The 21,830-nt window shown below is 58.2% G+C and carries 20 protein-coding genes and 1 pseudogene; 12 read left to right on the top strand and 9 right to left on the bottom strand.

Translation table 11 applies throughout. From position 1 onward, the window contains the following. Window positions 1-2: 2 nt before the first annotated feature. Window positions 3-659, bottom strand: coding sequence for a trimeric intracellular cation channel family protein (locus CNO20_RS21755; protein ID WP_101298309.1), 657 nt, complete (start codon window positions 657-659; stop codon window positions 3-5). A gap of 398 nt (window positions 660-1,057) precedes the next feature. Between CNO20_RS21755 and CNO20_RS21750 the strand changes: the two genes are divergently transcribed. Next, on the top strand, window positions 1,058-1,648 hold the full coding sequence (locus CNO20_RS21750) for a DUF7342 family protein (protein WP_101298308.1): 591 nt from the start codon (window positions 1,058-1,060) through the stop codon (window positions 1,646-1,648). Between the two features lie 3 nt (window positions 1,649-1,651). Beyond that, window positions 1,652-2,134: a toxin-antitoxin system TumE family protein gene (locus CNO20_RS21745; protein WP_101298307.1), complete on the top strand. Its 483-nt coding sequence runs from the start codon at window positions 1,652-1,654 to the stop codon at window positions 2,132-2,134. A 253-nt stretch (window positions 2,135-2,387) separates the two neighbouring features. Here CNO20_RS21745 and tatC read toward each other — a convergent pair whose 3' ends face one another. Next, a complete protein-coding gene (tatC, locus tag CNO20_RS21740; RefSeq protein ID WP_101298306.1) occupies window positions 2,388-4,331 on the bottom strand; it encodes a twin-arginine translocase subunit TatC in 1,944 nt (647 codons plus the stop codon). Between the two features lie 205 nt (window positions 4,332-4,536). On the opposite strand from tatC, the gene CNO20_RS21735 reads away from it, so the two are divergent. Both CNO20_RS21735 and CNO20_RS21730 read left to right on the top strand, forming a co-directional pair. Continuing rightward, window positions 4,537-4,974 (top strand): hypothetical protein, encoded by a 438-nt coding sequence (locus CNO20_RS21735; protein WP_101298305.1) that lies wholly within the window; start codon window positions 4,537-4,539, stop codon window positions 4,972-4,974. 20 nt (window positions 4,975-4,994) lie between these two features. Then, on the top strand, window positions 4,995-5,804 hold the full coding sequence (locus CNO20_RS21730; protein ID WP_143423320.1) for a DUF7546 family protein: 810 nt from the start codon (window positions 4,995-4,997) through the stop codon (window positions 5,802-5,804). A gap of 48 nt (window positions 5,805-5,852) precedes the next feature. Here the strand turns inward: CNO20_RS21730 and CNO20_RS21725 are convergent, their stop codons facing one another. The 3 genes from CNO20_RS21725 to coxB are packed head-to-tail and all read right to left on the bottom strand — an operon-like array spanning window position 5,853 to window position 9,623. Next, on the bottom strand, window positions 5,853-6,113 hold the full coding sequence (locus tag CNO20_RS21725; protein WP_101298303.1) for a cytochrome C oxidase subunit IV family protein: 261 nt from the start codon (window positions 6,111-6,113) through the stop codon (window positions 5,853-5,855). A gap of 8 nt (window positions 6,114-6,121) precedes the next feature. Continuing rightward, a complete protein-coding gene (locus CNO20_RS21720; RefSeq protein ID WP_101298302.1) occupies window positions 6,122-8,809 on the bottom strand; it encodes a cbb3-type cytochrome c oxidase subunit I in 2,688 nt (895 codons plus the stop codon). 7 nt (window positions 8,810-8,816) lie between these two features. Next, the gene (coxB, locus tag CNO20_RS21715) at window positions 8,817-9,623 is read right to left on the bottom strand and encodes a cytochrome c oxidase subunit II (RefSeq protein WP_101298301.1); all 807 of its coding nucleotides are present in this window, start codon (window positions 9,621-9,623) and stop codon (window positions 8,817-8,819) included. 121 nt (window positions 9,624-9,744) lie between these two features. Here coxB and CNO20_RS21710 point away from each other — a divergent pair, with 121 nt between their 5' ends. The 4 genes and pseudogenes from CNO20_RS21710 (at window position 9,745) to CNO20_RS21700 (ending at window position 11,080) form a co-directional block, all read left to right on the top strand. Then, the gene (locus CNO20_RS21710; RefSeq protein WP_101298300.1) at window positions 9,745-10,278 is read left to right on the top strand and encodes a DUF6789 family protein; all 534 of its coding nucleotides are present in this window, start codon (window positions 9,745-9,747) and stop codon (window positions 10,276-10,278) included. A gap of 5 nt (window positions 10,279-10,283) precedes the next feature. Continuing rightward, window positions 10,284-10,442 (top strand): annotated as a pseudogene (locus tag CNO20_RS24475) (PIN domain-containing protein); the annotation flags it as partial. Between the two features lie 110 nt (window positions 10,443-10,552). Further along, window positions 10,553-10,705: a PIN domain-containing protein gene (locus CNO20_RS23995; RefSeq protein WP_233204284.1), complete on the top strand. Its 153-nt coding sequence runs from the start codon at window positions 10,553-10,555 to the stop codon at window positions 10,703-10,705. Window positions 10,706-10,732: 27 nt separating this feature from the next. Further along, window positions 10,733-11,080: a hypothetical protein gene (locus tag CNO20_RS21700; RefSeq protein WP_101298298.1), complete on the top strand. Its 348-nt coding sequence runs from the start codon at window positions 10,733-10,735 to the stop codon at window positions 11,078-11,080. Window positions 11,081-11,209: 129 nt separating this feature from the next. On the opposite strand, the gene CNO20_RS21695 is transcribed toward CNO20_RS21700, so the two are convergent. The 3 genes from CNO20_RS21695 to CNO20_RS21680 form a co-directional block, all read right to left on the bottom strand. Then, complete coding sequence (locus CNO20_RS21695; RefSeq protein ID WP_101298297.1) at window positions 11,210-11,704, bottom strand: DUF7970 domain-containing protein; 495 nt, start codon at window positions 11,702-11,704, stop codon at window positions 11,210-11,212. Next, entirely contained in the window at window positions 11,697-12,569 is an 873-nt protein-coding gene (locus tag CNO20_RS21690; protein WP_101298296.1) for a ParA family protein, read from the bottom strand. Before CNO20_RS21690 ends, CNO20_RS21695 begins: the two co-directional genes overlap by 8 nt. Window positions 12,570-14,292: 1,723 nt before the next feature. After that, on the bottom strand, window positions 14,293-14,952 hold the full coding sequence (locus CNO20_RS21680; RefSeq protein ID WP_101298294.1) for a helix-turn-helix domain-containing protein: 660 nt from the start codon (window positions 14,950-14,952) through the stop codon (window positions 14,293-14,295). Between the two features lie 1,201 nt (window positions 14,953-16,153). Here CNO20_RS21680 and CNO20_RS21675 point away from each other — a divergent pair. Together CNO20_RS21675 and CNO20_RS21670 are read left to right on the top strand one after the other, a co-directional pair. Continuing rightward, on the top strand, window positions 16,154-17,659 hold the full coding sequence (locus CNO20_RS21675) for a Cdc6/Cdc18 family protein (RefSeq protein ID WP_101298293.1): 1,506 nt from the start codon (window positions 16,154-16,156) through the stop codon (window positions 17,657-17,659). Window positions 17,660-18,489: 830 nt separating this feature from the next. Continuing rightward, entirely contained in the window at window positions 18,490-19,122 is a 633-nt protein-coding gene (locus CNO20_RS21670) for a thermonuclease family protein (RefSeq protein WP_101298292.1), read from the top strand. A 184-nt stretch (window positions 19,123-19,306) separates the two neighbouring features. Here CNO20_RS21670 and CNO20_RS24470 read toward each other — a convergent pair whose 3' ends face one another. Beyond that, on the bottom strand, window positions 19,307-19,636 hold the full coding sequence (locus CNO20_RS24470; protein WP_394337280.1) for a Cdc6/Cdc18 family protein: 330 nt from the start codon (window positions 19,634-19,636) through the stop codon (window positions 19,307-19,309). A gap of 531 nt (window positions 19,637-20,167) precedes the next feature. Here CNO20_RS24470 and CNO20_RS22805 point away from each other — a divergent pair. Together CNO20_RS22805 and CNO20_RS21665 are read left to right on the top strand one after the other, a co-directional pair. Beyond that, entirely contained in the window at window positions 20,168-20,356 is a 189-nt protein-coding gene (locus tag CNO20_RS22805) for a hypothetical protein (protein ID WP_143423319.1), read from the top strand. Between the two features lie 28 nt (window positions 20,357-20,384). Further along, window positions 20,385-21,668, top strand: coding sequence for a Cdc6/Cdc18 family protein (locus tag CNO20_RS21665; RefSeq protein ID WP_101298291.1), 1,284 nt, complete (start codon window positions 20,385-20,387; stop codon window positions 21,666-21,668). Window positions 21,669-21,830: the final 162 nt, after the last annotated feature.

The following is a 21,830-nucleotide window of genomic DNA, read 5'->3' as shown; positions in this document are numbered from 1 at the left end:
GTTCAGCTACGTATCAGCCCTAATTTCTGCATCGTGGGGAGATTCCAGCCGTACGTGACCGCTGCTAACCGCGTCCCGACGCACACTACCGCACACGCTCCGGCAGCGGTGCTCCCCGAAGCTCCCAGACTCATCACTACCCGGTACGCACTCCCGCCCAACACCGCACAACTCGCATAGAAATCGTCAAAGAGGATGAACGGAGAGCGATCGAGAAGAATATCTGCGACTGCGCCACCCCCCACTGCGTTGATCGTCGCGATAGCGACGACGCCAACCGCTGAAACGTTCGCCCCGGTTGCGACGATAGCACCAGTCGTCGCAAAGGCAGCGAGCCCGATAGCGTCCGAGACGAGCGTAATCGGATGGTTCTCCGGAGACGGTAGGACGGCGCTCAACGCGATCGCTAAGCCGACTCCGAGCAGCCCCAAACTGATTTCGATCGGTGACTGAAGGGCTAGTGGGACTCGACTCACAAGGAGATCGCGCGTCATTCCACCAGCGAATGCCATCGCCAGACCAACGACGGTAATCCCGAACAGATCGAACTCCTCGCGGATTGCCTTCGTCGATCCGACGAATGCGAACGCAATCAGGCCGATCGTGTTCATAACGGCAAACGGATCGCCGAACAGAACTGTGATGAGATCCCGAATCACTGTATCCGCCTACGTGGCCGCGTATCTTGAGCACTGCGTCTGTCAGTAGCGACGTGTGGGATAGAGACTCGTCGGGGAAGTACAAATGACGCCGAAACCGTACCCCCGCACGCGGGCAACCGGACCGCGGACGAGTCGCTCCCGGAGGACACCCACGCCGATGCAGCGGCGACGTTCGTCGACCGTGCGGTCCTAGCACGGCGACGAGATCGCCGAGCCGTAGCTAACGGCTTTCTAGTACGCTCGCTTCGACAACTTTGACTGTGTTACGCGTCAAATCGGAGACAGCCGGTGCTACCGGGCTTCCCCCTACCACACCTTCAGAACCCATGACTCCCAGGGATAGGGAATATGCTACCAAGATAAAGACCTATACTCCCAGGTCATGTAGGTGAACTATGACCGACCCACACGACCCGAACGAATTCGCCGATGTTAACGAGTCCGTCGGGAAAGATTGGGAGGCCGAAACAACACCCTACGAGCGCGTCCGAGAAATCATCAGCCACACCTACACTCCTGTCTCCGCAGGCATCGTCGCCGAGCAGGCCCGTACCTCCCCCAAGACGGCGCGAAAACACCTCACCGCGCTCGCTGACGAAGGATTCGTCACGACCGGCACCGGCGAACACGGCGGGACGATCTATCGACGCTCATCTGAGTCGCTCGTCGTCGAACAGGTCGCAGACATCCTTGAGCACGTCTCGACCGACGAGCTGGTCACTCGCGTCACGGAAATGCGAACCAAAATCCGCAACTTCCAAGAGCGGTACGGCGTCGAGTCCCCAGAGGAGTTCGCTATCGAACGAACCAATCAGACCCTCTCTGAGGACGCCGACGCGGAGGACCTCGACCCCGAGACGATCCAGGAATGGCAGACTACGCGCCGGAACCTCGCGTTCGCCAACGCTGCGCTCTCGATCGCGACCGCAGAACGCTTCGTCGACGGCGAAACACAGCCGTCTCACGGAAGCGTCCCCGCCCAATAACACATGGGCACGGACACCGAGCGGAGGGAGGCGCACTCCCTGCGTGGTCCGATAGATCGCCCAGTCCTCCGCGCCATCCGCGACGTGTTCACCGCGGAGGAACCACTAGCAACCGCACAGCTGGACGACTACCTCGATCCACATACGCTCGAAATTACGTTCAGTGAGGGACTCTGTGGATCCGACACCGCCCGAATCGACGTCCAGTGGACAACACGGGACGACTACAAGTTCCACTATACGGATTCTCACAACGTGAATTTCCGATGGGGGAAACATCCTCACAACGGCGACTACGTCCATGTTCCCGGACTCGAGCACTATCACCCACCACCGGACGCATCGTCCGACCCAGACGATGTCGAAGAGTCCCGTATCAAACACTCCGGGGAGAAGCTTGTCGCACGCGCCGTCCTCAAGCTCTGGCGGGCTGCCTACCACGCCGAATCGTTCGCCCCGCTCAATGCGGGGAGTAATCCTCCGTGAACGAGCCCACTTCCGCAGAGGGGAACCCTGCTCCCGGTGTTGATGCCGCCAAACTCTCCGCGGGTGATCGCGTCGCATACTCCGTTAAAGAACCGACTAGCCGCGTCTACGGCACGTGGGCGAAAGCATCGTCAAGGAAGTCCCCCCGAGAACGAGAGGCACTGTCGCGGGCGCTCCCATCCGCAAGTGAGTCATCGCCACGCGGTTTCTCAACGCGGCTCTCTCCAAGTGAGCGCGTCCTGCACGAGGTCCTTCATCCCTTGGAGATCCCGAAGGCGACGAGGTCGCGGCGGCCGCCGACGGTGAAGACGAACAGGGCGACGAGGCCGACGCCGTAGGCGACCATGAGGGGGATCGTCACCAGGAACATCGTGACGGCACCGCCCGGAGTGAAGTACGCGGCGAGCAGGAGGAGGGCGACGGCGACCTCGCGCCAGCGGTCGCGCATCGTCCGATAGGGGACGCCGGCCGTGTTAAGCAGGATCATGAGCACCGGCACGTCCGCGAGCAGACCGATTCCCGCCGTCGTGTAGAAGATCAGCCAGAAGAAGTCCGAGATCCGGTAGCTGATGATCATGTCCGCGCGGATCGCGTCGGCGACGAGGTACGAGACGACCGTCGGCGCCACGTACGCATACCCGAGCGCGAACCCGCCGGCGAGCCCGGCGACGAGCGCGGCCGTCCAGCCGAAGATGATCCGCTGGTGGCCGCGGACGAAGCCGCGGTCGCGCAGCGCCGGCCAGGCGTAGTAAGCGACGACCGGGAGCGTCGCCACGAGCGCGACGAGGAGCGAGAACTTCATCTCGAACACGAGCGCCTCGACCGGGTGGAGCGTGACGATCGTGAGCGACTCGGGGTGGACGCTCGGCGGCAACCGCCCGAGGAAGTCCCGCTTGACGCCGCCGATGCCGCCCGAGTACAGCCACGTGAACGTGCCGCCCATGATCAGCATGAACGCGCCGACGACGCGGAAGCTCCGCGAGGTGATACTGTCGAGGACGAACTTGATGTCCACGTAATACCCCCCGACATCGTCCGGATCGCGCTCGTCCGCGAGGGAGTCGAGGAACGACCGCTCGGCGTCGGAATCCCCGGCCGTCGGATCCGCCGCCGTTCCGTCGTCGGCTCCGGAATTCGCGGGCGTTTTCCGTTCCCGCACTTCGCGCCGGAGCTGCGCCTCGTCGAATCGGTCGAGGACGGCCCTGGCCTTCGCGTGATCGCCCGCGCCGAGCGCGGCGTCCGCGTGGGAGAGCGCCGCCGCCTCCGTGAGCGCGTCGAACGCCTCCGGCGGCGCCGCGCGAACGCCCGCCGCGTCGAGAGATGCGATGTCGATGCCCTGCGGATCGCCCGCGGTGGCGGGTGTCGGGGCAGCGCCGAGAGCCGTCCGGTGATCGAACCGCCCCCGATTCCGGGCGGCCGCCGTGGCGACTTTCGAGCAGCCCAACCCGACCGCGTAGAGGGCGACGAGGGGGAGCGCGACGAGCGACATCGAGAACGGGTCCGGCGAGCCGTTCGCCATCGAGCTGACGACGACGATGGCGACCACGGCGTGGCGCCACCGCCGCCGAAACGTCGCGTAGGGGACGACGTCGGCGTGCGACAGGGCGGTCATGACGAGCGGGAGCTGGGCCGCCGCGCCGAACGTGACTGTCAACAGGAGGACGAACTGCGCCCACTGGACGATCGAGTACTGCGGCTCGAAACCCGCGCTCAGCGCGTTCCCGGCGAGAAATTCGAACAACAGCGGGATGAAAAAGCGGTAGCTGTAGATCACACCGAGGGCGAAGAGCGCCGCCGACGCGAACGCGAGAGGGACGAGCGTCCGGCGGGCGACGATCGACCGGGGCCACAGCCCGCGGGCGTCGAGCGCGGCGCGCGCGAAGTAGACGAAAACCGGGAGCGCGAGCAGCGCGCCGCCGAACGTCGCGAACTTCGCCTGGAGCAGGATCACATCGAACGGCGTGAGCGCGATGAATTCGACGTTCGAACCGACCCACTCGCTCATCCCCGCGGTCGTCACTCGCTTGAGGAACTCCCACCCGTGGAGGCGAAGCGAGTAGAACGTGCCGAGGAAGCCCAGGAGAAAGACCGCGAACACCTTCCGGAGGTCGTCCCGAGCGGCCCGCAGCATGGCGCCCACGGTTTCGCGCCCCCCGTCGAGCGCGCGGCGGGCGTCGTCGGTGAGCGGTTCTCTCATATCCATCGAAACCCGTTACGGCGTTATCAACTTTTCAGCTTTCGTACATGATTCCGCGGGAGCGGACAATCGGAACGGACGACAGGAAGCGAGGTCCGCGGCCCGACGAGCTTCGTCGGGATCGTCAGGAGCGAGGAGTCGCGGACGGCCGCGAATATTTATAACGCACGATGATGAACTACACTCAGAAAGGAGGACCGCTCAGATGGCACAACTGGCCTACTTCGTCAGCACCGTCCTGATGGGGCTGTTCCTGCTCGCCGTCGCCGTCAGCCTCGCCCGGGGAGGGGGGTGGCGTCAGTATCGGGTGGACGACCGGCGGAGTACGTCCGATGCGCTCGCCCGAGTCGCCGGGAGTCCGACGGCGTGGACCGTCGGGTTCCTCCTGCTCGTTTTCGTCTCGGCGGCGACCGCGGTTCTCTTCGTCAGCGGCGCCGGGGTGCCGGAGTCGATCAAAGGAGCGGTCGGTTTCGTGCTGGCGGGGGTGGGTCTTTCCGTCCTGGCGGCGTATCTCGTCTTCGGCATCTATCGCTCGGCGAGGTACAGGGGGTTGAAGAGCGCCCAGGCGGCCGCGGCGAGCGTGTGGGTCCTCGGGCTGCTGTTCGTCCTCGCGGTCGTACTGAAACTCACCGTGGGGAGTTGAGAGAAACCGGAGAGAGCGCCGTGAGAGATAGTTCCGAGTCGTCGTCCGGTCGCGCTTTCCGCCGCTCGGGAAGCGGAGACGCGGCGGAGGCGTCGACGATCCGACGCGCGCTCTCGGATCGGCTCGGGGGCGCGATTGGGCCCGGCGGACGGAGCGCGATCGCGTCCCGAGGACGGAACGCGGTCTCTCTCGGGAGCCGCCGCTGGATCGCTGGAGTCGCCGTCGTCGAGCTGCTCGGTCTCGTCGGTTACTTCGGGTTGACGTCGGCGGAGGTGACGAGCCTTCGGTACGTGCTTTACCCGTTCGTCTGGATCAACGTCGGTCTCTGGGCGGTCGCGAGGACGGCCCCTCCGCGTTCTTCGCGGCGCTACCGGTGGGTGGCGCTCGGTGTCGCGGCGGGATACTTCCTGATACTCGCCTTCCTGGCGGGCCTCGTCGGGATCTCGCTCGGCCACCACGGGCACGATCACGCGCACGTAGTCGGATTCCAGTTCGCGATGGCGTCGCCCGGATGGGGGCCCAGGATCGCCTACGCGGTCCCCGGCGTCGGACACGTCTACTTCGTGCCGTATCTCGTTATCGGGTACCTCTCGCTCGCGTACCTCGTCTACGCGGCCGTTCTCGACGCGGGTCGAACCGCGCTCGGGGGCGCGTTCGGCCTCGCGTCGTGCCTCGGATGCAGTTTTCCGCTGGTCGCGTCACTCGCGACGGGCGCGGCCGGCGGCGCGTCGCTCGCGACGGGAATCGACGCGCTCTCGGTCGATCTCTCGACCGCCGCGTTCGTCCTCGCCGTCGGACTCCTGTACTGGCGACCCGGTTCTCGAACGTGAGCGGCCTCGACCTGAATCGAGGGAAGGTTCCGACGTTCGGGGGCGTTGTCAGAGAATCGAGTACGCGGCGGCGAATGTCAACACGAGCGCGGCGAGCAGGCCGACGAGGACGACGGCCGAGATCGCGGGGGGTTCGAACCGGAGGTGCTGGTAGTACCCCGCGACCATGACCGCCTTGAGAGACGAGAGTGCCAGTATCGCGGCTACGCCGACCCAGTAGGCGAGCCCCGCGAACTCGATCAGCACCTGCGCCGTCGCCATCGCGAAGAGGACGACGTATATCGCCGTGTACAGTTTCGTTGACGTCATGGTGTCACCTATATGATGTAGAACAGCGGGAAGAGGAACAGCCAGACGATGTCGACGAAGTGCCAGTAGAGCCCGAAGTACTCCACCGGCCGCTCGTCGTCGAGGTACGCGCCGCGGGCCGCCCTGCCCATCATGTAGAGGACGATCAGGAGGCCGACGAGCACGTGCGCCCCGTGCAACCCCGTCGTGAGGTAGAACGTCGAGGTTTCGACGCTGCTCGAGAGCGTCAGCCCCTCGTGGAAGAGTTCGTTCCACTCGATCGCCTTGTTCGCGAGGAACCCCACACCCAGTACCAGCGTGGCGGTCAGCCCGGCGAGGAGCCCGTACCGACTCCCCTTCTCGGCCGCGACGAGCGCGAGGACGACGCTGAAGCTGCTCGTGAGCAGGAGGTAGGTGTTGACCAGCCCGGGCGTCGGATCGTGCGGGACGACGTGCCAGTCGACCCAGCCGTGCGCGACGCGGGTGAAGACGTACGCGCCGATGAACGCCCCGAAGAGGACGACGTCCGACGCCAGGAAGATCCAGACGCCGAGTTTCGTGTTTTCGACGCCGTCGAACGGCCAGCTCTCGCCGAACGGACCCGCCGGGCCGCGGAACCGCTGTCTCGCCATCCCGACCAGCGCGAAGGCGAGGAAGGCGGTGCCGACGACGGCGATGCCGGCGTAGATGCCGCCCTCCATTCCCGGGGGGAGCCCCCCGTCGCGGAAGCCGGAGAGGCCCAGGAAGACGACGAACGACGCGAGACCGACGACGAAGGGCCAGACGCTCGCGTGACTCTCGTGGCCGTGGTTCGGGTCGTGACTGCGATCGGGGTCGTGACCGCCGAGACCGCGCGAGTCGAGGTCGTGATCGATCCCCCCGACGGCGGCGGTCGTTCCGCCGTCCGCGACCCCCGGCGCGCCGCCCGACCCTTCGCCGGGCGTCAGGGCTCGTTCGGTCGTGAGGAAGCGCAGCGATCCGCTCCCGTAGCTGGGCGTTCCGGGGAAGTTCTCGAGCGGGGGAGGCGACGGGACCGCCCACTCCGCGGTGGTCGCGAACTCCCACGGGTTGTCCCCGGCCTCCTCGCCGACGAACAGACTCCGCGAGAGATTCCAGAACATGACGAGGAACGACGCGCCGAGCACGAACGCGCCGACGGTGGCGAGCTGGTGCCAGGTGACGAACGCCGGGTCGTACTCGATGACGCGTCTCGGGGTCTCCCAGGCGAGGAACATCGGGAAGTACAGGAGGTTGAACCCGACGAAAAACAGCCCGAAGTGGACCTTCCCGAGCCACTCGTCGTACATCCGACCGGTCATCTTCGGGAACCAGTAGTAGAGGCCGCCGATCAGGGCGGTGACGCCGCCGACCATCACGTAGTGGAAGTGCGCGACGACCCAGTAGGTTCCCCTGAACTCGTAGTCGAGGACGATCGCGCCGAGGAAGACGCCGGTGATGCCCCCGATGATGAACAGCACGAGCGCGCCGAACGAGAACAAGAACGGGGTGGTGAACCGGATCCGCCCCTTGATCATGGTGTAGATGAGCGCGAAGACCATGAGATCGAAGGGAAGCGAGATGCCGATCGTGGTCGCCATGAACAGCGTCTTGACCTGGAGGTTGATGCCCGTGAGGAACATGTGGTGCATCCACACCGCGAAGCTCTGAACCGCGACGAGGATCATCGCCAGGATGAACCACTTCCGACCGACGAGCCGCCGCCCGGTGAACGTCTGGAACGTCTCGGCCATCACGCCGAGCGCGGGGAAGAAGACGATGTACACCTCCGGGTGGCCGAAAAACCAGAAGAGGTGCGCCCAGAGCAGCGAGCCGCTCCCCTCGGCGGCGAAGTAGGTGGTCCCGAGGAGACGATCCGAGGTGAGGATCAAAAGCGCCGCGAGAAGAGCCGCGAAGGCGAAGAGCATCATCCAGACCGTCAGGAGGATCGTCCACGTGAAAAGCGGCAGCCGCCAATAGGTGAGCCCCTCCGCCCGCATCCGGTGCATGGTCGTCAGGAAGTTCACCGACGAGACGGTCACGGAGGCCACGAACAGGACCAACGCCAGGATGGCGGTCGTCGCACCGACGTTCGGCATGTACGTCGGGAGGTTGAGGGGAGCGTACATCGTCCACCCGCCGGCGAGCGACTGCCCCTGGAAGAACGAGACGCCGAAGAGGACTCCTGAAAACAGGTACAACCAGTAGCTCAGCGCGTTGAGTCGCGGGAACGCGAGGTCCTTCGCGCCGATCTGGAGTGGGACGACGTAGTTCGCGAAGCCGAAGGCGAACGGCGAGAGGAACCAGAAGACCATGAGGAGGCCGTGAGCCGTGACGGCCTGATTGTACGACAGAGGAGAGAGAAAGTTCCCGCCGGGCGTCCACAGCTGCACCCGCATGAGCAGCGCGAGGACGCCGCCGAAGACGAGAAAGAACAGCGCGGTCAGCGTGTACAGGATCCCGATATCCTTGTGGTTCGTCGTGACGAACCAGCGCTTTATCGATCCGAGGGGCGGGAACGCCTCCTCGGCGGCGTCGGCGTGCCCGTCAATCCGCGACGGATCCAGCTCGTCGCCCGCCGTCGCGTGCCCACCGTCGGTCGCACGCCCACCGTCAGTTTCGTGTTCGCCGTCAGTCGTGCGTTCGCCGGCGGACGCATGCCCACCGTCGGTCGTGTGTCCGCCGTCCGGCTCCGTTCGGTGTCGCGTCTCGTCGTTCATGGTTCGTTCACCTGTCACCCCCGACCGATGCGCTGGCGTTCGCGGTAGTGGAGTTCGCGGTGGTGGCGTTCGACGGCGTTTCGGAGTTCGACGCGGTGTTTTCGTACCACCGCTCGTAGTCGTCCGGCTCCATCACGACGACTTCCGCCGTCATGTACGAGTGGCCCGCGCCGCAGAGCTCGTAGCAGTTCGCCTGATACGTCCCCGTCTCGCTCGGCGTGAACCGCGCGGTGGTCGTCTGCCCCGGGATCGCGTCGGCTTTCACCCTGAGCTCGGGGATCCCGAAATTGTGGAAGACGTCGCGCGAGGTCACGACGAGTTCCACCGTCTCCCCTTGGGGAACGCGGAGCGTCCCGTCGGCGGTGTGGCCGTTCGGGTAGGTGAACGCCCAGCCGAACTGGTACGCCTCGACGCGGATTTCGAGAACGTCGTCCTCCTGCTCGGTCGGGGCCGCCTCGACGTAGAGGAGCGTTCCGTACGTCCAGGCGATGAGCGAGATGACGATCACCGTGCTCAGCGCGAACGAAAGGAAGAGCTTCCGTCCGCCGCCACCGCCCGTCGGGAGTTCGCCGAGCGTCGGCCGGTCGTCGGCCGCCCCGCGCTCGCGCCCGTCCACCGCGCCGGCTCGCGCCCCGCCGTCTCTGTACTTGTACGCGTTGTAGAACATGTAGACGATGACGACGACGCCGACGAGCGTGCCGAGCAGCAGAAACACCCAGAAGATCTCCCGAAACACGTCGGCTCTGGTACCCGTCGGGAGAATGCCCTCTCCGTGCAGCGGGACGACCGCGACCACCGACCCTACCGTGTGCATCGGTACCACATGTCCCCTATTAATTTTGATTATCTTTATGGGTACTTATTCATTGCGGAGGGGGTCCGTTGCGCTCCGGCGCTGGGGAACGCTTTTGACGCTGCTGGACGGAGTAAATATCATGGTAGACAATGACACCCAGGCAGAGATCGATATCACGGAAACGGTCTCGGAGGACGTGGCGGAGCCCGACTTCGACCACCTGACCGGCATCGTCACCGACGGGTTCGTCGGCGCGGTCGGCGGCCTCGTGGGAACGACCGTCATGACGGTCGTGTTGCTGATCGCGGCGACCCTCGGGGCGTTCGAGGTGAGCTCGTTTGCCTCGCTCACAGAACTCACCGGGGTAAACGTCCTGATCCCGTTGGATCCCGTGTCCGCCGGCTACGTCCTGTTTCTACTGAACGGCATGGTCACCTGGCCGCTCCTCTTCGCCTCGATTGGGTCGTACCTCCCCGGGACGAAGTACGCCACGAAGGGAATCCCGTACGGGATGGTGCTCTGGACTGGCTTCGTCATGGCCTTCTACTCCGACCAGACGGGGATCGCGCTCGTGCTCTATCTCCTCCTCACGCTGCTCGGTCACGTCGCCTACGGGTTCTCGCTCGGCTCGGTCTTCGATTACCTTGCCAATCGCCCGGAGACGCTCGTCTGATTTGTTTGGACAGTAGCTTTCTCGTCGGCTATTTACGCGGTGAAGAACACACCGTAACCTTTCTCGAAGAACGATCTGATGCCGACTTTGCCATCCCGACACTCGTTCTCTATGAGCTGTACACCGGAGCGCTCCGCTCGAACGCGCCTGGAGAGGCGATCGGGACGGTGGCAAAAGCGCTCGAATGGACAACTATTCTCGATTCAGCCGCTCCACAGCGCATGAAGCCGTGCAGATACGCGCGACGTTACTCGCCCGTGGCGAGCTTATCAACGTGGTCGATATCCTCATCGGCGGGATTGCACGTGACACGTCTCTCCCAGTGGTTGCCGTCGACTCGGATTTCGAGGCCGTTCCCGATCTCACGGTGCAAGACCCTCGTGCGATGGTTGAAGACGCAGACGGCGACACACAATCGACGGCCTAACCATGACTTTCACTCTGAGGAGATGCCATGACTGATAAGCAGCCAGACGAAATCGAAGCGAACAGCTCACTCTTCGACAAGTCGTCGAGCGTCACGTCAGACGCCCCCGACGAGAAATATGCCAATCAAGAAAAATATCAAGAGCCACTCGACAGCGACGTTGACCCGTCGGCTCTGTTCTTTTTGGCCACCACCTACAAAGAGGGCGAGCCGATCGACACCTCCGAATATATCGACGAGGGCCTTTATGACACCTCCGAGCAACGGGCTGTGAGTAAGGATGAGCTTAAGTGTAGATCTGACGAGATGCATGCGCACTTCAAAGAGAGTGGGGCGTTCCTCGCTGCCAAGCCCAACAACGATTCTAAGAACTAAGGATCGACGGCCAGGCAAATCTCCTAGCGAAACCAACAGCCATGATAGAGTTGAGCTCTACACAATGTACATTTTGTACAGAATTTGTATAATGTAGGTAGTGAAGATAATGGCGCCGAATTAACTAACCTAATCGTCTATCACTTGGCTGTTCAACATTTCAACGATTTCCTGAACACGTTCCTCATCCGCTTCGACACCTCGCTCTCGAAGAATTTGGAGGGCGACCTCATCACCGTGGTCGGCAACCACTTGGAGGCATGCATCTTGGAACTCTCGTCCTTCGAATTCAGAGACATCGAACATCGAGCACGCAGCGGTCACCGAAGACCGCATTCGCGTGACGCGCTTCCACGTTCCTTCACGGACATAGAATCCATGCATATTGGTCTTATCAAAGGAGAACGCCGGTCCGCTGGCTGGCTCTTCCTCATCGGAGTCACCCATTTCCTGAGTGGCGGGAGGAGCGCCCTCTTCGTTGATGGTCTCGACAGATTCAGTAGTAGTTGCCGCTTGAGTGTCTTCCGCTATGGTGATATCTTCGCCGTCCTTCGCTTGCTCTCTATCTTCTGTTTGTTGGAGCTGTTCAGCGATATCGCCGAATCGATTGTCCTCGTTAGGCATGGCTGTGGTCCTCCACGAGGTCCGCTAAGTGATCGAAGTTAGAGATCTGATCGCAGTCTTCGTCGAATGCCGAGACAGGCATACCTTGCTTAAAGGCCCGAGAGATAGCGGTCCGTTCGCGGATGCCGGGCTTCGGAATGGTATCGACACTTCGTGCTGGATCATCGAGTGCATCGAAGATCTCCGGGTCGATTCGTGCGTACTCAGGGACAAACGAATCAAACTCTCGGTTGAGATTCTCAACGAGCGTCCGATGCTCGTTGCGCTGGCCCATTGTTTCGCGAACCATATTTGGGGTGACGGCGAGGATATCTAAGCCAATATTCTCTCGAATTGGGGCGATTTGACGCCGAATCATTTTGTTGAGGCCGTTGATCGAGCCTGCACGAGGGATCAATGGAATGATCACCCGTTGTACGGCGATGAGAGCGTTATCAGAAAGTTTGCCACGACCGCCTGCTGCGTCAATAATGACGTAATCGAAACCCTGCTCGACGAGCGGCTCGACGACATTCCGTCGGAGCTTCACGTCCGCGAATCGTTCATCTTTCAATCGTGTTTCTACGTTCTCAAGGTCGTTGCTCGAAGGAAGGAGATGCACGCCGAACTCCGTCTCGAGAAGTAATTCACGGGGGTCTTCACCGTCGATAAGGGCATCTCCGAGGTTTGCTTCCCGGTCGTAGGCGTCGTCGTAGCCCAACTGGGTCGTCATATGCCCGTCTTTATCCAAATCAATCAGCACAGTCTCGTTGCCCCGGGCCGCAAGCCGATCAGCGATGTTGAGTGCTATTGTCGACTTTCCCACCCCTCCTTTGAGCAGCGATACGGCTGCCCCTGGGAGGCCCTCGAACGTTTCGACACTCATCGGTTAGCCCCCCTCTGATACGTAGATTTTGTACATTTTGTGGACAATCTACGTTGTGAAGGCACTGGGCATCGTTCACGAATTGTAGATAATATGCGTTTTGCCATACTCATACCCGGTTACTGAACCGTCCCTCTTAATTCTGCGTCAGACAGATTAGCTGAGTAATTCACATTATGTACATTATGCAGATGTTCTAAACAGTCTACAAAACTCATCAGGCGAGAACGCCCTACAAAATTTACAAAATATACACAACGTGCAGAGTTTGTACAGTATTGGTCGATAGGAAATTCAGCCAATCGGTAGCGCGGAGCTCCCTTTCTCAACGAGGGCCGAAGACGTGAGTAGGGAGGAGAGAAGTGCATCTCGTAAAGGATTAAGCCGATCTACGGCCAATTCTGAGTTACTGCTCCCCCGGCACACGTCCGGGAGAGTAGGAGCCACCAGTAAGCTGGCTTCTGTGGCGCGAGAGTATCGCGCCCTCTACTCAGGAACGACGACGGCGAACGGGTTCGAATCCACGCCCATCTTGGGTTTGAGCGTGAGGATATCGGGAATTGAATCGGCGAGACGATCCTGGCCTTCGGTCGGAGTAGGAGGCAACAGCCATTGCACCTACACCGAAGGCAAGGACGGGAAGAGGAAGCTGGGCCGCGTCCATGCAGGGGGTAGCGGGGGACACTGTCGGTGCGGGAAAGCCCCGTTCTCAAGGAGTGACCGACCGCCGCAAGGCGGGAGGAAGCGAGTAGAGCGAGGTGGTTTACAGGAATTCAGGCGAGAAAGCCCACGACTCAAGTCGTAGGATGAATCACCGTCATCGTCTACTTTCATTATGCGGGAATGCCTTAGGTGCTCTCCGCGCGTTTTTCTGTGCATCCGACGCGGCACGTCCGCGCCCATCCCGGGACAATCGGACACATTCGGACCCTCCGACCGAGGCTCGAAGGTACCTCTTCGGGATACCTCACGTCGGGTAGCGACGCTAAAGACCTCAGTACCTCCGAATCCGCCGACAATCGTCCGAACCCCCGAGGAAACGACGGGACTGGACGATTCAAGCACAGGTGTAACGGCCGTTTGACCCGGCCAGCACCCCGTCAGTGTGCAAACCGTAAACATCTCAACTCAACGGGCCTTCGCTCGTGGGAATCCCACGACTACAGTCGTGGGAGGAGGTCAAACACATCCTGACCTAACAACGTACCACGTTCACCGAGGATTTCAAGCAGAGATTCGATTAAAAGCGGGTGAGAACCGTGAATTCAGTCGGGGGTTCCAGCTCATAGGAGGGAAGAATCGATGAGGACGAGCCGAAACTCACTCCCTCCCGGCTCTGTTGAAACCCTCAAATCGCAGCAGGAATGGCACGCTGAATACAGAAGATGAGTCCAGTACATAGCTTTACATGGTTCGCGTCGTCTGCAGCACTTCGATCACTCGGGGACTTTGTGTATTTCGATTGTTATTCGGTTTTCTCTGTTTGGAAAGCGGGTTCGGGCGAATATTCGATGACTCGAAACTCTGTTGACCCACACTGACAGGTATCACGCCCGATTGGTTGAATTGTCCCGTCAGACCATTTCTTAACCGGATACGCAGCATCACAGTCAATACATTTGGCGAGCTTTCGTTCGTACTCCCCAGTGGGCATTGTACGTCTATTTCCGTCGCAAGCTAAGGTCAGAATTGATTTTGACTATACAACACTCCTTTAAGCAACCTACCGATTCGGTTGCTCCGTCTCGGAAAGAGTATTTCCGAGGATGTGTTTGATTCCGCGCCGGAGTCGAGACGAGACAGCCTGTTGAGAGATGTCGAGCTCGTCGCCGAGGTCTTCCATCGTCACCTCGCGCGGAGAGTTGAAGTAGCCACGATTGTAGGCGAGAACCAGCGCTTCCTGTTGTGTGTCGGTGAGTGCCGCCTCGGTCTCCGTTTCGACCGGCGTGAGCGTGTGCAGCTTCGTCAACGTAACTGGGATATCTACCTCTCGACAGCGTTGCTGAAAGGTCGCAATGTCGCTTCGGTCATCGCCACGTACCTCAAATATCCATTGATGTTTCGTGCCAGTGGCTGTGAGAAGGGGGATCTCTGTCGCCGCCAGCGTGCTGAGAATGCCGGCGTATTCCAGTGCCCACTCAACACGCAACAGATACTCGTCCTCAACAGAGTCAACAAGGCGAATAGCTACCACCCCTGGATGGTCAGAAAACGCCTTCTCGATACCGTCAACGATAGTCCCGCGCACCCAAAAGTATGGAACGACCATGTCCTGTGCAGGGATAATTCGCTCCAGTGTGACCGTTACATTCGGTAATTGCTGGAAGACAGTTCCGAGGGGAAATTGATCCGCAGGATCCGTGAAGGTCGCCTCAGTAGCCATCGGCCGAAGTGTAGTACTCTGGCCATAAATACCTACTACAGGCACTCAACAGCGTCTGGTTTGAGAACCTCTGTTCAACAGCCCATAACTTGGCATACGTGCTCTATATCCGGCCCGACTTCGCCAAATTGTCACGGAGAGGGGTTCAACAGAGCCTCCCTCCCCTCCCCTCCCACCGCTGTATAAAACTGTCTTGTCTTCCATTGATATGCTCAATCCTGGAGCGCCAAGCTAGATTGGAGACTCACGAGAACGACAAGCTAGCTACCGGCGTACCCGGTCCAGCTAAGCGGACCCCCGTCCGTATACCAACTAGGAAGCGCTGGTTCTCGCCTACAATCGTGGTAGCTTGACGAACCCCCTCTCCCCTTTTTCGAGTTGTAAACTCAGGACAGAAGGGAGGGGCAAGCATGGAAGTAGACGCTGAAGCCATCGGTTATGGCGATATGGACCGGTAGGAGCCTCAGAGGGCCGATCCTCTTACTTCTAGTTAGAAACGGGAAATTTTATGTAGGTCAGTAACTTACCATATCCGTATTGGATTCTATTGGTTAGCCTCACCTAGCAATGCTAGATGAATAAAAAAGCCATTCGATTTACGGCTTTGAGTGGATTCAGGTTGATACTTCCCCTTACAATTCGCCGAGTTCAGGCAGTCTAACTCGATATTCGTGGACTCGGTTCTGAAGCGTACTGCATCACAGCCAAGCCCTACCGAGAAGATTTACAACTCGAAAAAGGGGGGAGGGGGTTGCGTTAGTGCATGCCTCCACTGAGTTACGACTCTTTCGTGTCGAAAAGTTGGAATCACCATCGAAATTCGGCGTCTCTCACGAATTCCTCTGTGTCTCTTCAACTACGATGTTTACAACTCGAAAAAGGGGTGTTGTGGGGTATGTACCTCGTTCGGAGGATAATTCATAGTCTACAGAATAGGACGGTGTTCATAGTTACCTATCCTGGGTTTTGAGCCGTTCTTTGTTACAACTCGAAAACGGGGAGGTGGCCACACATTAAATCAACTGATGAGACCTACATGCGGTTCAGTTACAACTCGAAAACGGGGGGATGATAGATTTCGAAAACGGTATTTTCCTGAATCCACGGATGCGCGCCTGTAGCTGTTATCGAGGCTGTTTTCGGCCGATTACAACTCCACAAGGGTTCACTTTTTTATAGCCAGAGTCCAAGAGGGTTCATAATGGACCGAGAGGGACGTACAGAGAATTCGGACGACCAACCCGAACAGGGCCGGGAAATCACGCCTGCTGATTCTGAGGCCGCTAAGAGTCATGGCTCGACGGATGCACGTTCAGAGTCTCCCTCAACATCACAGACCACCTTTGGGAGCACCTCTGATGCTGGGGACACCCATCAAAATGCCATAACCGATGACAACGGCGGAATTTCAATTCGAGAACGGCTTCAGACTGAGTCTTCAGGTGGTGTTTTCGCCAACAAGGACCTCGTCCGGTCAGATACTATCATCGACGAGGACCGCATCGTCGGTCGGGATGAGCAGCTGGGTCGCGTCGTCGACAATCTCAAACCTGTCCTCCAGAATGAAGGCATTCCGGATATGCTTCTGAGTGGTCCGTCGGGAACGGGCAAATCGCTCATTATCCACGCGGTCTGCAAACAGATTGTCGAACTGTGTGAGTCGCAGGACAAAACGTTCGGTGTCCTTTCCATCAACTGCGAGGGACCGAAGACCGCAGACCGAGCGGTGTATCGGCTAGTCAAAGCGGCTGCTGACGATCTCGGTGTCGATCCCGGCGTACCTCAGACGGGCGTGTCCACAGACCAGAAGCTCGAACGGCTCTACGAGCTCATGCGAGAATACTACGACGGAGTCATCTTCATCCTCGACGAGATCGATCTACTCGAAGGGCCGTATCAGGAGGCTGAGTACAATTCTCTTATCTACCAGCTCTCACGAGCCCGTAAACTCGCCGATTTTGATGGTCCTATCTCTCTCACAACCATCACTAACTACGCCGATTTCATGAAGAACCTCAACAGCCGGGCTCAGAGCTCCTACAATCCTGACGATATCTTTTTTGACGACTACGATGCAACCCAACTCCGCAGCATCCTCCAGTACCGTCGCGATGCATTCAAGCCGAATTCTCTTGCAGAGGACGTCGTCCCACTTGTTGCTGCATTTGGTTCTCAGACACATGGCGATGCTCGGAAAGCAATTGATCTCCTTCGGTGGGCTGGAGAACTCGCTGAGCGGCGTGGCTCAGACACCGTCACTGAAACCGATGTTCGCGAAGCCCAAGAGAAATATACCGAAAATCGAAAACTCCGACACATCAACGGGATCTCGACACAGAAGAAACTCTCTGTCTATGCCGTCGCAGCTACCGCACACTATACGAAAGACAACCCCGAGTGGATCCCCGCAGGCCCCGCGTTCAAGACGTACCAATTCATCGCTGAGGTGATGGACGCGGATCAGTATAGCCGCGAAACCTTCGTGAACCACGTCACTGAACAAAGTACATATGGCGTGTTGGACTTCGAGCGTCGGGGGAAGGGCCGAGGGAGAGGGGTGCATATGTACTTCTCCCTGTCTGAGGATCCAGAAACGATTATGGAGACGATTCGTGAGGACTCCCGATTCGCTGAGCTAGCTCACGAAGATGCGACTATCGGTGCCGTCGTTCGAGAGTGTGTTAAGAAATTCCGAGCTAACAGCTGAATCAGGCTTTCCTCTTCTGATTTTACAACTCGAAAACGGGGGGTGCAGGTGATTCGAGTGCTGTGTTATAAGTCGAAAACGGGGGGTCTAGTTCGTCGGCGGTCCTGTTACAAGTCGAAACAGGGGCTTCCGACGGACATGCGGTACTCATTCTTTACTTCGTAGATACCACGTTGGTGATTTCGCTAGTTGCAGTGCTTTGTCTTGCCCTCCCTATTCTGAGAGGGCGAGCGTAAAGCCCCAGCTGAAATCTTCCCAGTGTTCATCTCTCCTGCAACGTGACATGAACGATTGCTCGAAGCGGTACTCTCCCCTCGGGAGACATCCTTGTCAGGTGGCACCGACAACATGGATTGTCCTCTAAATTGGTGTCGCCAGGACCACATTACATATTTGGTAATACCTACTGCTGTATAATTTCTGGTAAACGTAGGTTCATATATCCTAATGAGTTTATGCAAAACGTGGACAGCTCAGACGTACTTATTGCGGTGACACTTGCAGCGATGCTCGTCATCGCCGGGTGTAGCACTACTACCGACACAAACGAGACAGATACGACAGCTCCAACGACAACTTCCAAACAAAATACGGCTGACGCTACTACTTCACTAACTACGACTACGCAAGCACCGTCAGCTCAAACATCAACATCCACCACACAACCCACAACAACACGATCACCGACAACTTAAACAGCAACACCACCTTCACAGACTCCGACATCGACACCAACGGCGACGCCGAAGCCCACGACACAACCAGTTCGCGGACCAGAGAGCGGAACCGCATGGACAGTTACTGTCACACGGGTTATCGATGGCGACACGATGGAGATACGGTTCCCAAACGGTGAAACCGACACAATCCGTCTGTTAGGAGTGGATACACCAGAGACGACCCTGAGCCGGGTCACGCCCAGTGAGTTTGAGGGTATTCCAGATACTGCAGCGGGTCGTGATCATCTCTTCGAATGGGGTGAGCGTGCAAGCCGGTTTGCCAGTGACGAACTAGAGGGGAAGACAGTCCGAATTGAGACGGACTCCGAAGCTGATCGCCATGGAAGCTACGGACGGCTTTTGGTATATCTCTTTATTGATGGTGAGAATTTCAACCAACGATTACTAACCGATGGCTATGCTCGACTGTACGAGAGTTCGTTCTCGAAACGGGCTGCCTTCGAGACTGCCGAAGCAAACGCACAGGAAAATGAGGTTGGATTATGGGACTTTGAGGAACTGACTCCGACTCCGACCTCAACACCTACCTCGACACCGGAACCGACTGAAGTGCCGTCCGACAAGGGAAATGAAGTGAATATTCCGCCACCGCCGTCGGATGGAGACTACGATTGTAGTAGTTTTGACACGCAAGAACAAGCGCAAGCGGTACTCGAACAGACGCCAGGTGATCCTCACCGACTTGATGGCGACGGTGACGGCATCGCTTGTGAGTCACTCTGAGTTCGGCACAAAAGCGCTCTCTCCGAAGGCGGGGCACGTCCCCCTCGTGGATTCTCTCTGCACAACTCGAGCGACAACAGTAGAGTCACAGCAACCTAACATGGGCTTGCGTCGCTATCGACGAAATTGACCAGCGCGACGACTAGTGGTCACGTCGATCGGAGAGAAGTACGGTCGGCGCGATTCAATATGAATCCAACTTCCGGTGGTTGTTCCCAAACAGATCCTCTAGCCGTGAATCCTCTCTAAGGTATAGAGTGAGTTTCTCCTGGGTCGGGAGTTTTCCAAGTTCATCACGGACCTTGCCCTTTTCAACCCTCTTGTCGGCCTCGCGCATGTGGACCTCTGTAACGCTCGTTGCGCCAGCATCACGAGCGATGTCACCGGCTTTGTACAACCGTTTGAGTGCTTGCCGGGCGCTCCCATACTTTTGGCCGGTAAACGCTGCGCACAACGGGGCGACATCCTCGTCGAGGACCCCATCATGGAAGCCGTCACGGCTGTCAGCGCAAATAGTCCGCTGATGATCAGGAGGAGGACGTATGGACCGTACTTGTGGTCAAAAGTCATCGCGAGTAACAGTAGTGAATCGCTGAGCCACAGTTGGGGGCCTAACCCAAATCCAAGAAATCCACGGGCAACGATAGCAGATACAAACAGTTCGATAAACGAGCCGCTTCGGCAGTCGATGAGGAAAAGTCATCGGAGATCTCGATAAAGGAGGTCTCTCTGTTCAACGAATCCTGGTCTGATGCAGCCTCTGAGAAACGCGATGTGTCGATATACCAGAAATGTGTTGGACGATCGCCGCGTTGACGTCGATTGTTTTCTCTCTCACACAGCGGTTTTCCTGAGTTCCACACACGAAACTGGGGAGTGAGTGCACGGAGAATCTTCTTATACAGCGGTTTTCCTGAGTTATCGGGTGAACATTAAGAGTGTTGCTTCACCTCGAACGTCCGCTACTACTATTATCTATTATAACAGTAGTGGTAGTAGTAGTAATTGCCGGTTCAAAGAAAGGCGCAAAGTGGCCGACTAAAGCATGTCTGACAGCGGTTTTCCTGAGTTAATCACTGAGGTTCGATCGATCTTTATATGGATATCGAGGTTGGTAGGGTTTGACGTCCTCAGAGACGAGGAATCGAATCTCAGGAAAACCGCTGTGTGTGAGGAGGGGGTTTTTGGGGAACTCAGGAAACTCAGGAAACTCAGGAAACTCGAGAAAAGTTAATGTAGATGGCCACGGCAATCATACTCACATGGACGACGTTGATTCAATCTTCGCTGATGATGTTGAACTCATAAAAAATGCCGACGTTCTCGAAGAAGATTACACACCCGAGGAAATCCTTTGTCGAGACGAGGTCCTCAAACAGTATACCAGTGTGTTCAAGCCCATTTACAAAGGTCGTCCTCCGCAGAACGCCTTTCTCTATGGTGACACCGGTGTCGGAAAGACTGCTGCAACGAAGTATCTCCGCGAAAACCTCGAACGCGATATCAAACGGAAGAATGAGCAACTTCCGGAGAATGAGCGAATCTCACTCAACGTCGTCTGGATCAACTGCGAGAATTTCACGACTGGAGATCACAAGACCTCGTCATACCAAGTCGCTGTCGGAATTGCGAATCGTCTCCGAGACAAGGGAAACCGCATTACTGGGACTGGGTATGCTCCACAGGACGTTTATGACATCATGTACGAGGAGCTCGACAAACTCGAAGGGACGGTTCTTGTGATCCTCGACGAGGTCGACAAAATCGGAAGAGACGATACATTACTTTACGAACTGCCACGCTCCCGGGATATCGGCTACGTCGAAAACGTGCGAGTTGGCGTCATCGGCATCAGCAACGACTATACCTTCCGGAAGAACCTTTCACCGAAGGTTAAAGACAGCCTGTGTGAAACCGAGATCAAATTCCCTGCTTACGACGCTGAAGAACTGTCTAAAATTCTCAAGGCTCGGGCAAAACTAGCTCTCTATGATGATGCGTATAGTCAAGAGACGATTTCTCTGTGCTCGGCACTCGCGTATCAGGAAGCGTCAGGGAGCGCTCGCCGAGCGATTCGACTCCTTCGACGATCGGCAGAGATCGCCGAGGAAAATGGCTCTGAACAGATTCAAGAGGGTCATATCCGGCAGGCCGATAAGGATCTTGAATATGGGAATATTGTTGAATCGATTGTCGATCAGGACGATGAGAAGCTCTACATCTTAAAGGCTCTCGCCCATCTCGATAAGGCAAGTCTCACGCCGGCTCGGACGCGGACAATCCACGCTGCGTATGCTCGGGTTGTTCGCGCATACAGCACCGTCGGTGGGAAGGATCCGCTCACTCAACGCGGTATGTTCAATCATCTCTCGAAATTGGTGATGTTCGGCTTTGTGAATACTATTGATCACAATAAGGGCGTTGGGGGCGGCCAATGGAACGAACATGAATTCAGCGATGATGTCGACCCACAGAAGGTGAAAGATGCATTTGAGGATCGTAACCTCGAGTGGTTGAACATCGACGTTCGTGACCTCGGTGAATAGCTCAGGAAAACTGTTGTGTTGGTTCCTGTTCGGTTGAATTTTATCTGTGAGTGACTTTGAAGATCCAGAACCGATTATGGAGATGATCCGTGAAGATACCAATTTGTTGAGTTCGAGAATGTGATACGAAAGCCCGCACAAACGGCTGAATGAGGCTTTCTT

This window comes from Halegenticoccus soli (genome assembly GCF_002844195.1).
Lineage (GTDB): Archaea > Halobacteriota > Halobacteria > Halobacteriales > Haloferacaceae > Halegenticoccus > Halegenticoccus soli.
Note: the sequence above shows the minus strand (reverse complement) of the source record. Positions and strands in the feature narration are given on the sequence as shown.

Bases quoted from the DNA above. Each gene is read 5' to 3' on its own strand.
- CNO20_RS21680 (WP_101298294.1), bottom strand. From the start codon at position 14,952: ATGGCTACTGAGGCGACCTTCACGGATCCTGCGGATCAATTTCCCCTC.
- CNO20_RS21735 (WP_101298305.1), top strand. From the start codon at position 4,537: ATGGCACAACTGGCCTACTTCGTCAGCACCGTCCTGATGGGGCTGTTC.
- CNO20_RS21725 (WP_101298303.1), bottom strand. From the start codon at position 6,113: ATGACGTCAACGAAACTGTACACGGCGATATACGTCGTCCTCTTCGCG.
- CNO20_RS21670 (WP_101298292.1), top strand. From the start codon at position 18,490: ATGGAGATACGGTTCCCAAACGGTGAAACCGACACAATCCGTCTGTTA.
- CNO20_RS21695 (WP_101298297.1), bottom strand. From the start codon at position 11,704: ATGCCTAACGAGGACAATCGATTCGGCGATATCGCTGAACAGCTCCAA.
- CNO20_RS22805 (WP_143423319.1), top strand. From the start codon at position 20,168: ATGTCTGACAGCGGTTTTCCTGAGTTAATCACTGAGGTTCGATCGATC.
- CNO20_RS21750 (WP_101298308.1), top strand. From the start codon at position 1,058: ATGACCGACCCACACGACCCGAACGAATTCGCCGATGTTAACGAGTCC.
- CNO20_RS21675 (WP_101298293.1), top strand. From the start codon at position 16,154: ATGGACCGAGAGGGACGTACAGAGAATTCGGACGACCAACCCGAACAG.
- tatC (WP_101298306.1), bottom strand. From the start codon at position 4,331: ATGAGAGAACCGCTCACCGACGACGCCCGCCGCGCGCTCGACGGGGGG.
- CNO20_RS21700 (WP_101298298.1), top strand. From the start codon at position 10,733: ATGACTGATAAGCAGCCAGACGAAATCGAAGCGAACAGCTCACTCTTC.
- CNO20_RS21665 (WP_101298291.1), top strand. From the start codon at position 20,385: ATGGACGACGTTGATTCAATCTTCGCTGATGATGTTGAACTCATAAAA.
- CNO20_RS21690 (WP_101298296.1), bottom strand. From the start codon at position 12,569: ATGAGTGTCGAAACGTTCGAGGGCCTCCCAGGGGCAGCCGTATCGCTG.
- CNO20_RS21710 (WP_101298300.1), top strand. From the start codon at position 9,745: ATGGTAGACAATGACACCCAGGCAGAGATCGATATCACGGAAACGGTC.
- CNO20_RS21745 (WP_101298307.1), top strand. From the start codon at position 1,652: ATGGGCACGGACACCGAGCGGAGGGAGGCGCACTCCCTGCGTGGTCCG.
- CNO20_RS21720 (WP_101298302.1), bottom strand. From the start codon at position 8,809: ATGAACGACGAGACGCGACACCGAACGGAGCCGGACGGCGGACACACG.
- coxB (WP_101298301.1), bottom strand. From the start codon at position 9,623: ATGCACACGGTAGGGTCGGTGGTCGCGGTCGTCCCGCTGCACGGAGAG.